Below are 13,287 nucleotides of genomic sequence, written 5' to 3'. Positions count from 1 at the left end.
GATGAGCATAAGTTTGCAATATAGCAAACTTATGCAACCGTGCGCGCACCGCCTGGCACCGGCTCAGGTCAAGACGTTGAGCAAGCCGTCGAGTCCCACAAAGTTCAGCGCCACGTCCGCCTGCGAGCGCACCACGGGCTTGGCGCGGAATGCCACGGACAGGCCGGCGATGCCCATCATTTTCAAGTCGTTGGCGCCGTCGCCCATGACGATGGCCTGCGATGGCGCAATCCCCATCTCGGCGCACACGCGCTCCACCGTGCGCTGCTTTTCCTCGGCGTCGACGATACCGCCTAACACTTTGCCCGTCAGCTTGCCGTCGACGATTTCCAGTTCGTTCGCGTGCGTGTAGTCGAGGCCGAGGCGCTGTTTCAGGCGCTCGGTGAAGAAGGTAAAGCCGCCCGAGACCAGCAGGGTCTTCAGGCCGGCCGCCTGCACGGCCGCCATCATCTTCTCGGCGCCCGGCGACAGTTTCAGGCGCTCGTCGTAGACGCGCTGCAGGGCCGACGCATCGAGGCCCTCGAGCAGGGCCACGCGCTGCTTCAGGCTGGCCGCGAAATCGAGTTCGCCGCGCATGGCTGCCTCCGTGATGGCCGCCACTTGCGGTTTGAGGCCCTGCATGTCGGCGATTTCATCGATGCACTCGATGGTGATCAGGGTCGAATCCATGTCCATCGCCACCAGCTTGAACTCACTGAGTTCGCGCTGTCCCATCATGTAGGTGGCGTCCAGCTGCGCCGCCTGGGCCGCCACTTCGATGGTGGGGCGCAGCGCGGGCGAATAGGCGATCTGTTCGCAGCGCACGGCGTTCGGACCGAGGCGCGTGATGGACGTGGGCGCGGCCAGCGCGGCGATGCGTTCGAGGCGGGCGCTATCGCCGTCCAGACCCTGCAGGATCAGATTCATGGTGATGGTCTTGGTATTGGTCATGGGTCAGGCCTGCATAAAAGATGGGAATAATCTACACCGTCAATTGCTTGATGGTGGTCTTGATCTGCGTCACGCGCGCGGCCAGGTCGGGCATGGCGGCCGTGATTTTCAGCTTGTCCTGGCCATGCAGCTTGATATGGCGGTTCTTCTGGATCAAGCCGATGATGCGCATCGGGTCGATGGGCGGCTTGGCCATGAATTGCAGCGTGGCCGCCTCGCCATGCACGTCGATCTTGACGATGCCCACGGTTTTCGCCGCGATGCGCAATCGGTGCGTCTCGACCAGGGCCTTGACGGCGTCGGGCAGCTTGCCGAAGCGGTCGATCAGCTCTTCCTGGATATCGTCGATCTTCTCTTGCGTGGCGCAGTTGGCCAGGCGCTTGTAGATCGACAGGCGTTCGTGCACGTCGCCGCAGAAGTCGGCCGGCAGCAGGGCCGGCACGTGCAGGTTGATCTCGGTGGTCGAGGCCAGCGGTGCGGCCAGGTCCGGCTCCTTGCCGGCCTTCAGCGAGCGCACAGCTTCGTTGAGCATGTCCGAATACAGCTGGAAGCCGATTTCCGTCATCTCGCCCGACTGGCTCTCGCCCAGCACCTCGCCGGCGCCGCGGATTTCCAGGTCGTGCATGGCCAGGTAAAAGCCGCTGCCCAGTTCTTCCATCTGCTGGATGGCGTCCAGACGGCGCTGCGCCAGTTTAGTCAGGCCCTGCACGTCGTGCACCAGCAGGTAGGCGTAGGCCTGGTGATGCGAGCGGCCCACGCGGCCGCGCAGCTGGTGCAGCTGCGCCAGGCCGAACTTGTCGGCGCGGTGCATGATGATGGTGTTCGCCGTCGGCACGTCGATGCCCGTCTCGATGATGGTCGTGCACAGCAGAATATTGAAGCGCTGGGCGACGAAGTCGCGCATGACCTTTTCCAGGTCGCGCTCGTGCATCTGGCCGTGCGCCACGGCGATGCGCGCCTCGGGCAGCAGTTCCGTCAGCATGGCCAGGCGGTTCTGGATGGTTTCCACCTCGTTGTGCAGGAAGTAGATCTGGCCACCGCGTTTGAGTTCGCGCAAGCACGCTTCGCGGATGATGGCTTCTCCCTCGCTGCGGACAAAAGTCTTGATGGCCAGGCGCTTTTGCGGCGCCGTGGCGATGATGGAAAAGTCGCGCAAGCCTTCCAGCGCCATGCCCAGGGTACGCGGAATCGGCGTGGCCGTCAGGGTCAGCACGTCCACTTCCGCGCGCAAGGCTTTCAAGGCTTCCTTCTGGCGCACGCCGAATCGGTGTTCCTCGTCGATGATGACGAGGCCCAGACGCGTGAATTTCACGTCGTCCGACAGCAGCTTGTGCGTGCCGATGACGATGTCGATGGTGCCGTCGGCCATGCCCTTGAACGCCTGCGTGATCTCCTTGCCGGTGCGGAAGCGCGACAGTTCCGCGATGCGCACGGGCCAGTCGGCGAAACGGTCGGCGAAGGTTTGCGCATGCTGCTCGGCCAGCAGGGTGGTGGGCGCCAGTATCGCTACCTGCTTGCCGCCCATGACGGCGATGAAGGCGGCGCGCAGCGCCACTTCCGTCTTGCCGAAGCCGACGTCGCCGCACACGAGCCGGTCCATCGGCTTACCGGACGTCATGTCCTTGATGACGTTGTGGATGGCCTCGGCCTGGTCCGGCGTCTCGTCGAAGCCGAAGCTGTCGGCGAAGCGCTGGTAGTCGTGCGACGAGAATTCGAACGAGTGGCCCTGGCGCAGCGCGCGGCGCGCGTACAGGTTGAGCAGTTCGGCGGCCGTGTCGCGCACCTGTTCGGCGGCGCGCTTCTTTGCCTTTTCCCACTGGCCCGAGCCCAGCGAATGCAGCGGCGCGTCTTCCGGCGAGGCGCCCGAATAGCGCGAGATCACATGCAGCTGCGACACCGGCACGTACAGCTTGGTGTCCTTCGCGTACTCGAGGTGCAAAAATTCCGTCTCGCCTTCGCCCAGGTCCATGCTGGTCAGGCCCATGTAGCGCCCGATGCCGTGGTTGATGTGCACCACGGGGTCGCCGATTTTCAGCTCGGACAGGTCGCGCACCATCGACTCGACCTGCGTCACGCCTTCCTGTTTCTTCGTGCCGACGCGGCGGCCGGAACCGGCATACAGCTCCGTCTCGGTGATGAAGGATAGATTTCCTTCCGGCGTGAACAGCTCGAAGCCCGCGTGCAGCGGCGCCACGCCCAGCATCAGCTTGGCGTCGGACTGCAAAAAGCCGTCGCTGCCTTCCACCGGTGTCAGGTGCAGGTCGTATTCGGCGAAGTACTGTTGCAGGGTTTCGCGGCGGCCGTTCGATTCGGCGCAGATCATCACGCGGCGGCCCGCTTGCAGCAGGTAGCTGCGCAGGTTGGCCAGCGGGTCGTCGGCGCGGCGGTTGACGGCGATGTTGGGAATCGGCGCCGACAGTTCGGAGGCCAGCGCATCGTTCGATTTGGCGATCGCCAGGCGCGGATACGGCTTGGCCAGGCCGAAGAACTGCTCGTCGGACAGGAACAGCGCTTCGGGCGGCAGGATCGGCCGCTCGCGGTCCGCCTTCAGGAAGCGGTAACGCGACTGCGTGTCCGTCCAGAAGCGGCCGATGGCGGCGTCGATCTCGCCCACCAGGGCCAGCGAGGCGTCGGGCGGCAGATAGTCGAACAGGGTCGCCGTCTGTTCGAAGAACAGGGGCAGATAGTATTCGATGCCGGCCGAGGCGATCCCGCTGCTGATGTCCTTGTAGACGACGGAGCGCGACGGGTCGCCCTCGAACTGTTCGCGCCAGCGGTTGCGGAAGGTGGTGCGCGCTGCTTCGTCCATGGGAAATTCGCGCCCCGGCAGCAGCCGCACTTCGTGCACGGGATACAGCGAGCGCTGGGTGTCGGCGTCGAAGGTGCGGATGGTTTCGATGGTGTCGCCGAACAGGTCCAGCCGGTAGGGCAGGGCCGACCCCATGGGGAACAGGTCGAGCAGGCCGCCGCGCACCGAGTATTCGCCGGGCGACATCACTTGCGACACATGGTTGTAGCCGGCCAGTGTCAGCTGCGACTTCAGTCGCGCCTCGTCGAGCTTTTCGCCCTTCTTGAAGAAGAAGGTGTAGGCGGCCAGGAACGACGGCGGCGCCAGGCGCACCAGCGCCGTGGTGGCCGGCACGATCAGTACGTCGCATTGGCGCGTCTGGATTTCGTGCAGGGTGGCCAGGCGCTCGGAGACCAGGTCCTGGTGCGGCGAAAAGGCGTCGTAGGGCAGGGTTTCCCAGTCCGGCAGCAGATGGCAGCGCAGTTCCTTGCCGCCAAACCAGGGGATTTCATCGAGCAGGCGCTGGCCGTCGCTGGCCTGCGCCACCACCACGGCCAGCATCTGGCCCCGCGCTTTCAAGGCCAAAGCGGCCAGCGCCAGGGCATAGGCGTCGGATGAACCATACAGGGCGGGCAGCGCATAGCGGTTGCCGGGCTTGGGGAGGGCTTTTGTTAAGTCTAAGGACATGCAGGCGATGACACTAGTGGCAGAGGCAGTTGAGTGGGACAGCTGTGATGCGCGCCGCGCCGCCAGTGACGGCGCTGACAGGCAGGATTATAGACCATCGCCCGCACGCATATTTGCAATCCCGAACGGGACATGCACCATCGGGATGGTTCCGCCCGCTGATTTCAGGTGGCTCAACTGGTCGTCGAAGAAGATATGCGGCTTGAACACGGACAGCACGCGCGACTTGTCCATGCCGCCGAGGAAAAACGTCTCGTCGGCCGCCACGCCCCAGCTTTTCAGGGTCGTCACGACCCGTTCGTGCGAGGGCGCGTTGCGCGCCGTGATGATGGCGATGCGCAGGATTTTCTTGTAGCCGGGGTCGCGCCGCTGCGCCTTTTCTTCCAGGCGCTGCATGGTAGCCAGCTTCTGGAACAGGCCGGCCAGCGGGCCGGGGCGGTGCGGCGTGCCCACGTTCAGGGTTTCATGGGCGTGGAATTCATCGACGTCATTGTTGCGCTTGAACACGGTTTCCGCCTCGTCGTCGGCGATCACGCCGTCGAAATCGAAGGCCACGCGCAATTCCTCGTCGCTTTCGTCGTCTTCCGTGCGCGATGGCAGCACCAGGCCGGCCGGATACTCGCAGGCCAGCGCGCTGCGCACGTCGTCCTCGTTCGCGCTGAGAAAGAGCGAGGCGTTGAAGGCGGGCAGGTAAGGGTAGGGCGACTTGCCCGTCATGAAGGCGGCGCGCGAGATGTCCAGGCCGTAGTGGGCGATGGAATGCATCACGCGCAAGCCCGTTTCCGGCGAATTGCGCGAAAACAGCACCACTTCCACGGGCGACTGGCGCGGATAGTGCTTGTTGATGTTCAGGAAGCGGCGGATGAAGGGGAAGGCCACGCCGCGCGGCAGCACCGTGTCGATATGCGCTTCCTGGTACTTGCGGTACTCCTCGGGGCCGTTGTCGAGGTAGACCTGATGCGATTCGGCCAGGTCGAACAGGGCGCTGGATGCGACCCCGATCACCAGTTTGTGTTCGATAGGATAAGCCATGGTCTGTCCGTTGTTTGCTTGTTGCTCATCTTATACGACTATCAACTGCGTAGCCAATAGTGGCCTATGGGGATTTTTTGCACCAAAGCGGGGCGCCAGGCCGTTTTTTCTGTCCCCTGTGCAATATGCGCCACAGTAAAGAAAGAAATCTTGTTTTGTATCAAGTATGTAGCAGCCAGCGAGCGTATTTTCCACTATGCTTCCACTTACGAAATCTCGCCAATTGTAACGAAGCGTACGCCCTATCCCCGCCACCTTTATACAAGTGTCAGCTGTTTTACTCGAACATGCCAGCCCCAACTTCGCCAGCAGTCGTCGTGACTTTATAAAGGACCTAGCCATGTTTAAGAATTTACTGATCAAATGGAAGCTGGCGACGCTCGTCGCCGTGATGATGGTGGCCTTGCTGGTGGTGGGCATCAGCGGCTATACGGGCATCGCCACCGTGGGCACCGCCGTCAATGAGATCGGCGTGGTGCGCCTGCCATCGATCCAGGGCCTGATGATGATCAGCGAAGGCCAGACGGCCGTCGCCGCCGCCACCCTGACGGCCGCCATCTATGAAAACAATTACCAGGCACAGGACAAGTTCGCGGAAGCGCTGCAGCTGCGCACCAAGGCCTGGACGAATATCGAGGCGGGCCGCAAGCTGTACGAGCCGCTGCCGCAAACTCCCGAGGAAGCCGTGCTGTGGCAGCGCTTTCAGGGCGAGTGGACAGCCTGGAAGGCGGACGACGACAAGGTGCGCGCCATCCTGCGCCAGCTGGCCGACAACCGTGACGAGCAGCGGCAGAAAGAGCTGTTCGTGGCGTTCTACAAGCAGTACCTGGATTCGCGCGCGCTGTTCGGCAAGGCCGAAGCCACGCTCAACGAGATCATCAAGCTCAATAACGGCGTGGCCGATGCCAGCGTCAAGGAAGGCAGCGCGGCCGTGATCCGCTCGGAAAGCCTGATGGTCATCCTCGGTTTGCTGGCCTCCGCGCTGGGCATGGGCTGCGCCGCCTACATCACGCGGGCCATCACGCAGCCGATCAATTCGGCCGTGAAAGTGGCGCAAACGGTGGCCTCGGGCGACCTGACGAGCCGGATCGAGGTGCACACGACGGAAGAAACGGGCCAGCTGCTGCAGGCGCTGAAAGACATGAATTCCAGCCTGGTCAACATCGTCGGCCAGGTGCGTGGCGGCACGGAGACGATTGCCACGGCCTCGTCGGAAATTGCCAGCGGCAACCTGGATCTGTCATCGCGCACGGAAGAGCAGGCCAGTTCGCTGGAAGAGACGGCGTCGTCGATGGAAGAACTGACGTCCACCGTGCGGCAAAACGCCGACAACGCCCAGCAAGCCAACCAGCTGGCGCTCTCCGCCTCGGGCGTGGCCGTGAAGGGCGGCGCCGTGGTGGGCAAGGTGGTCGAAACGATGGACGCCATCAACGACTCGTCGCGCAAGATCGTCGACATCATTTCCGTCATCGACGGCATCGCCTTCCAGACGAATATCCTGGCCCTGAATGCGGCCGTGGAAGCGGCGCGCGCGGGCGAGCAGGGACGCGGCTTTGCCGTGGTGGCGACCGAGGTGCGCAATCTGGCGCAGCGCTCGGCGGCGGCGGCCAAGGAAATCAAAACGCTCATCGGCGACTCCGTGGTGGCCGTCGACACGGGCAGCAAGCTGGTGGCCGAGGCGGGCAGCACGATGGCGGAAATCGTCGCCAGCGTGCAGCGCGTGACGGACATCATGGCGGAAATCAGCCTGGCCACGCAGGAGCAAAGCTCGGGCATCGACCAGATCAACCAGGCCATCGGCCAGATGGACCAGGTGACGCAGCAAAACGCGGCCTTGGTGGAAGAGGCGGCCGCCGCGGCCGAATCGCTGCAGGAGCAATCGGGCCAGCTGGCCCAGGTGGTCAGCGTCTTCAAGCTCGATGGCGCGCAGGCGCCGGCCGCGCGCGCGAAGCCTGCTGCGCCGCGCGCCGCGGTGGCCAGCGCGGCACCGCAGCGTCCTGCACCGCGTCCCGCATCGCGCCCCAACTCTGGCCGCCCGGCCCTGCACGCCGTGCCATCCTCGCGCCAGAGCGCGCCGCGCGACGACGAGTGGGAAGTGTTTTGACGGATTGACGGCGCCAGCATGCGCTACCGGACGGCCGCCTCGCGCGGCCGTTTTGTTGTCTAAGGCGTGGCCGGCGGCGCCTGTTCGTAGGCGCCCAGCCGGCGCTGTTCATCCGGCGTGAAACTGGCGTCGCGCAGCTGCTGCAGGGCTGCCGCATCCTGCGCACCGCCAGGTAGCTCGGCCTGCCGCGCCTTCTGTGCCTGATACGCGATGATGCGCTGCTGCCACTGCGATTCCTCGCGGTCCAGTTCCGCCAGGCGCGCCGCCGCCGCCGGCGTGAAGGTGCTGGCGCGCAGGCGGTAGACTTCATTCTCGCCGCCGCCCTGGGCCCGCAACGCCTTCACCGAGGCGTCCAGCTGCGCCACCCTGACGGGCGCGTCGCGCGCGTCGCGCTGGGCGGGCGGCATTTTCTGGTCCAGCGCCGTCAATTGCGCCTGGCGCTGCGCTTCATCGAGCGACGTATCGCCGAGGATCGCCATGCGCGCCACGGCGTCGTCGTCATACGCGTCGCTGGCGCCGAACAGGCCTGCGCTTTCCTCGGGCGTAAAATAATTGCCGCGCAGGGCGCGCATCGTTTGCAGGCGCGCGCGCGCCGCCACGGCGGGATCGGCCTGCGCCGGCAAGGCCTGTTCCGCACCGGCCAGCGCCTGCTTGTAGGTCAGATAAGCGCCCAGCAGACGCTTGGCTTCGCGGGCGGGGACGGGCGCCAGGCGCCTGTCCAGTTCCGCCTCGATCTGGCTGCGGATGGCGGCCAGCGGCTTTTCACCGAGGCCCGCCAGGTAGTAGTCGAACAGATGGCCCAGTTCCGCGTCGACCACCAGCTTGTCGCCGGTGGCCACCGTCACGTTGCCGTCGGGCCGCGTGCCTTCCATCGAGCGCACGAACGCGAACAGGTCCGGTTCCGCCTTCTCCGGCGGCGGGGCGGGCGGTTCGCCCGGCCGCAATGCCAGGTACAGGACCAGGGCCGCCAGGCTGCCGCCGATGAGCCATCTCGCGTTCGTGCGCATCGCAGCCTCCTTACAGTCCCAGGCCTTGCAGGCGGTTGGCTTGCTGGCGGAAGACGGTGACGGGGTTCGTCTCGAACAGGTTGACGATGCCGACGAACTGGTTGACTTCATCGAGGTGGTTCATGGCGTAGTCGTCGCGGATCACCTTGCCCAGGTGGCTGGAGCAGCTGCTGACCAGGCCATCGTTCTTGGCGCCGCCGAAGGCCAGGCTGATGGCCGCCAGCGCCGGGTCGCCCACGTCGAGCACGTTCGTGTACGGTTGCGCGCCGCTCCACGAAAAGTAGTGCACGCCCTGCACCTGGTAGGCCCCTTCGCCGCAGGCGGAGGTGGGCACGCCTTGCGGGTGGCGGCTGTTAAAAGCCAGCGAGCCGGCCGTGGACAGCGAGGCGAGCGAGGCGCCCGCGTTTTGCGGCAAGCCCTTGTTGCCCGACAAAATGCCGATCAGGGAAGCGAGCGCATTGCCCAGCGCGCCGCTGGTGTTGGGAATGGCGCCGCTGAGGATATCGGCCACCTTGGAACCTTTGTTGACGCCGGCCACGCTGGTGACGGACGCCACCAGGTCGGGCCGCACGGAAGCGACATAGCGGGCCGTGGGGCCGCCGTGGCTGTGGCCGATCAAATTGACCTTGGCCGCGCCGGTGGCGGCGAGGATCTGCCGCACCTGCGACAGCAGCTGCTCGCCGCGCACTTCCGTGCTGTTGGCGGCCGACACGGTGGTCACATACACTTGCGCGCCGCCGCTGCGCAGGGCGTCGGGCACGCCATAGAAATAGTCGACGGGCCCCAGCTTGTCGAAGCCGAACAGGCCGTGCACGAGCACGATCGGGTACTTCGTTTGCGTGTAGCCGGCGGCGCTGGCGCTGCCGGGCAGGATGGCGAGGGAAAGCAGAAGGGTGGATAGCAGTTGCCAAAAGCGAGTCTTCATTTTGTCTCCGTTATTTGAATAATATGGAAATGTCGATGCTGTAGCGATGAACCGCGTGCTCCTTCACATTCTATCGATGCGTTAAATATAGCGAGCGCTCGGTTTTTTGAATGTAGCACCGCTGGATTTAAATTGCATTTGAATTGCATGATGCAGCGCAATAACTGTGGGAATTTGGCGTTGCGTATGTAGTCATTGCATAGTTGAAAGGTCAAATAGTTGTTTTCCTGAGCTATAATCGGCCCCGCATCAGCCGTCCCGCCGTCTTGCAGCGCCGCCCAGGTGCTGTCTTACATTGCTCATACACCGTTACTTGGGAATGCACTTGTCGACCCATTTTAATTTTGAACAGTTTCAGCAGATGACGCCCTTAAATGGCGAAAACATCTGGGAATATATTCTTGACCGCCACGCGGAGCGCATCGGCGTCAAGCGCCGCAAGCCGGCGCTGGAAAATCTCGAACGCATCTTCGTCGCCACCTTCCGCCTGGCCAATGACGTGGGCTTCCGCGCCATGAGCTTGCGCGACCTGTGCCGCGAGACGGGGTTGTCGATGGGTGGCCTGTATGGCTACATCACCAGCAAGGATCAATTGGCGGAAATGATCGAGGACGTGGTGCGCCACGCCACGCAAGCCTTGCCGCTGCTGTTCGTTGACGTGAAGTCGCCGCTGGACCGCCTGGAGGCGATGATACGCTCGTCGATCTACCTGTCCGAAGTGCTGCAGCCGTGGTTTTATTTCGTCTTCATGGATTCGCGCGTGCTGCAGGTGGAGCAGCGCAGCATGGCTAAAAATTCCGAACTCTACGTGCAGACCCTGATCGCCGCCACCATCGCCGAAATCGCGCCGAAGCCGCAAGGCGATCCCACCTTGCTGGCGGCGCATTGCCTGGCCCTGTTCCAGGACTGGTACGTGAAACGCTGGAAGTACCGCGCCGCGAAGGTCAATGTCGACGATTTCGCCGACAGCGTGGTCGGCACGGTGCGCGGATATTTGAGCATGACCGCTGCGTAAACCCCCGGCGGTACTTGTCGGGTTACGCCGTCCCGGCTAACCCGACCTACGACTGGTGATCGATGCAGTAAGAGGTAGGTCGGATTAGCGAAGCGTAATCCGACAAGATACTGGTGATTGATGCAGTAAGAGGCAGGTCGGATTAGCGAAGCGTCATCCGACAAGATAGCTGCGTCAGTTCGTGGTTTCCGGCGGCAGCGTTTCCGGCAGCGCCGCCGGATCCGTCGGCGTCTCCACGTCCATGTCCAGCGTTTTCACGCCATTCATGTCGATGAATTCATCGTACAGCCATTCGCCGTCAACCTGGCTCAGGCCCGCCGGCACGTCGCGCGTGATTTGCGGGCGCGTTGCCAGGGCAGTGCGCATGTAGTCGATCCAGATCGGCATGGACAGGGTGGCGCCGAATTCGCGTCCGCCCAGCGATTTGGGTTCGTCATAGCCCATCCACGCCACCGCCACGATGCCGCCGCCGTAGCCGGCGAACCAGCCATCGACGGCGTCGCTGGTGGTGCCCGTCTTGCCGGCGATGTCAGTGCGGCCCAGTTTTTTCGTCGCCGCCGCGCCCGTGCCCGTGCGCGCCACTTCGCGCAGCATGCTGTCCATGACGAAGGCGTTGCGCGGGTCCAGCGCCAGGGTCTTGTCGTCGTTCGGCGCGGGCGGCTTGGTCTGCATCAGGATGGTGCCCTTGGCGTCGATGATGCGGTCTATCAGGTACGGTTCCACCTGGTGGCCGCCATTGGCGAACAGGGCGTAGGCGCCCGCCATCTGCACGGGCGTGACGGAACCCGTGCCCAGCGCCATGGTGAGATTGTTCGGCTGGCGTGCCGGGTCGAAGCCGAATTTTTCCATAAAGTCGTGCGTGTACGGCACGCCCAAGGCGCGCAGGATGCGCACCGAGGCCACGTTCTTCGATTGCGCCAGCGCGTAGCGCATGGTGATGGGGCCGTCGAACTTGAAATCGTCATTCTGCGGCGCCCACACCTTGCCGCCCGCCTGCATTTCCAGGGGGACGTCGTTGATCAGGGTGGCCGGCGAAAAGCCTTTTTCCAGCGCCGCCGAATACACGAAGGGCTTCATGGCCGAACCGGGCTGGCGCCACGCCTGCGTGACGTGGTTGAACTTTTGCAGGTTGTAGTCGAAGCCGCCCACCATGGCGTGGTAGGCGCCCGTGTCCGCATCGAGCGAAACGAAGGCGGCGGCCACCAGCGGCACTTGCGTGATGGCCCAGTTGCCCTTGGCGTCCTGGCTGATGCGGATCACGGCGCCCGGGCGCAGCTTGATGCCGGCGCTCGCCTTGGCGGACAGGGCCGGGGCGGCAAAGCGCAAGCCGTCGCCCGTAATGGCCTTGGCGTCGCCGTCGCCCGTGTCGGCTACCACCTTGCCGCTGGCGACTTCCGTGACGACGGCGGCGATCAGGCCGTCGCTGTCCGGGCGTTTTTGCAGTGCAGCATCGATGGCGTCGTCGCGCTGTTCTGCGTCAGCCGGCATGTCGATGAAGGTTTCCGGGCCGCGGTAGCCGTGGCGCTGGTCGTAGGCGATGACGTTGCGGCGCGTCGAGGCGTAGGCCGCATCCTGGTCCGCCTTCAGGATCGTCGTGTAGACGCTGATGCCCTTGGTATAGCTGTCTTCCTTGAACTGCGCAAACACGGCCTGGCGCGCCAGTTCGGCCACGTATTCGGCGTGCGTGTCGAAACCCTGCTTGCCGCGCGTATTGACATGCAGCGGCTGCGCCAGCGCCTGCCGGTACTGGCCTTCGCTGATGTAATCGAGTTCGCGCATGCGTTTCAACACCAGTTGCTGGCGCGCGTGCGCCTTTTTCGGATTGCTGATCGGGTTGTGGCGCGAGGGGTTTTGCGGCAGGCCCGCGAGCATGGCCATTTCCGCGATCGACAGTTCGGACAAGGGCTTGCCGAAATACGTCTGCGCGGCGCTGCCGAAGCCGAACGAGCGCTGGCCCAGGTACATCTGGTTCATGTACAGCTCGAGAATCTGCTCTTTCGACAAGGCCGCCTCGATCTTCAGGGCCAGCATGATTTCATTGAGCTTGCGCGAGGCGACTTTTTCGCGCGTCAGGAAGAAATTGCGCGCCACCTGCATGGTGATGGTGGAGCCGCCGCCGTGGCCGAAGCCATGGCGCAGGTTCGACAGTACGGCGCCGCCGGCGCGCACGAAGTCGATGCCGTGGTGTTCGTAGAAGCGGCTGTCCTCGATGGCCAGCAGGGCTTTTTTCATCATTTCCGGCACTTGCGCAATCGGCACGAAGTCGCGGTGCTCTTCGCCGAATTCGCCGATCAGCACATTGTCGGCCGTGTACACGCGCAGCGGGATCTTCGGCTGGTAATCGGTGATGACGCCCAGTTCGGGCAGGCGGGGGCGCACGTACAGGAACAGATAAGCGGCCAGCAGCACGGCGGCGGCCAGCGCGGCGCCGCCGGCGAGGATGAAGGCGCGCACGGTGGCGCGGCGGGAAGGCCAGGGGAATCCGGATCGTTTGGCAGTCAAGGCAGTCTCACGTGAGCGTGCAGGGCACGGTGGCAGCGATTATAGACCAATGCGGCGGCGCTTCCCGTGCGGGCAAGGCGCCGGGACGGGGAGCAAAAAACCTTTTCATCGAAACGCGCCTGTGCGATAGTCACGGCTTCAAGAAAATAGCCCGGGCCTAAGTAACCCCCAATAAATTATTGTGATTTCTGACTTCCATAACCGGCGCTCTGCAAGGTGGCCGACGAGGCTTGCTCACTGCTAGCAGTGCTCGCACTGCGTCGCAGTGAGCGCCTTGCATAGCATCCGCTTCTGTTC

General features: G+C 64.0%; 8 protein-coding genes. 2 read left to right on the top strand and 6 right to left on the bottom strand.

The features are described from left to right. Positions 1-63: 63 nt before the first annotated feature. From serB to AC0V2Y_RS07780, 3 genes are all read right to left on the bottom strand, one after another. Entirely contained in the window at positions 64-906 is an 843-nt protein-coding gene (gene serB, locus AC0V2Y_RS07790) for a phosphoserine phosphatase SerB (RefSeq protein WP_475415175.1), read from the bottom strand. 55 nt (positions 907-961) lie between these two features. Further along, positions 962-4,405, bottom strand: a complete 3,444-nt coding sequence (gene mfd / locus AC0V2Y_RS07785; protein WP_475415149.1) for a transcription-repair coupling factor — start codon at positions 4,403-4,405, stop codon at positions 962-964. Positions 4,406-4,492: 87 nt separating this feature from the next. Then, positions 4,493-5,437, bottom strand: coding sequence for a 5'-nucleotidase (locus tag AC0V2Y_RS07780; protein WP_475415150.1), 945 nt, complete (start codon positions 5,435-5,437; stop codon positions 4,493-4,495). Positions 5,438-5,777: 340 nt separating this feature from the next. Between AC0V2Y_RS07780 and AC0V2Y_RS07775 the strand changes: the two genes are divergently transcribed. After that, complete coding sequence (locus tag AC0V2Y_RS07775; protein WP_475415151.1) at positions 5,778-7,541, top strand: methyl-accepting chemotaxis protein; 1,764 nt, start codon at positions 5,778-5,780, stop codon at positions 7,539-7,541. A gap of 59 nt (positions 7,542-7,600) precedes the next feature. Here the strand turns inward: AC0V2Y_RS07775 and AC0V2Y_RS07770 are convergent, their stop codons facing one another. Further along, positions 7,601-8,548: a lipase secretion chaperone gene (locus AC0V2Y_RS07770; RefSeq protein WP_475415152.1), complete on the bottom strand. Its 948-nt coding sequence runs from the start codon at positions 8,546-8,548 to the stop codon at positions 7,601-7,603. Positions 8,549-8,558: 10 nt separating this feature from the next. Next, the gene (locus AC0V2Y_RS07765) at positions 8,559-9,473 is read right to left on the bottom strand and encodes a lipase family alpha/beta hydrolase (protein ID WP_475415153.1); all 915 of its coding nucleotides are present in this window, start codon (positions 9,471-9,473) and stop codon (positions 8,559-8,561) included. A gap of 361 nt (positions 9,474-9,834) precedes the next feature. Here AC0V2Y_RS07765 and AC0V2Y_RS07760 point away from each other — a divergent pair, with 361 nt between their 5' ends. Beyond that, on the top strand, positions 9,835-10,488 hold the full coding sequence (locus AC0V2Y_RS07760; protein WP_475415154.1) for a TetR/AcrR family transcriptional regulator: 654 nt from the start codon (positions 9,835-9,837) through the stop codon (positions 10,486-10,488). Between the two features lie 174 nt (positions 10,489-10,662). Here the strand turns inward: AC0V2Y_RS07760 and AC0V2Y_RS07755 are convergent, their stop codons facing one another. Beyond that, complete coding sequence (locus AC0V2Y_RS07755; RefSeq protein WP_475415155.1) at positions 10,663-12,990, bottom strand: penicillin-binding protein 1A; 2,328 nt, start codon at positions 12,988-12,990, stop codon at positions 10,663-10,665. Between the last annotated feature and the right edge of the window lie 297 nt (positions 12,991-13,287).

This window comes from Janthinobacterium sp. BHSEK (assembly GCF_056174685.1).
The sequence above is the reverse complement of the archived record's forward strand: the minus strand, read 5'-3'. Positions and strand labels throughout refer to the sequence as shown.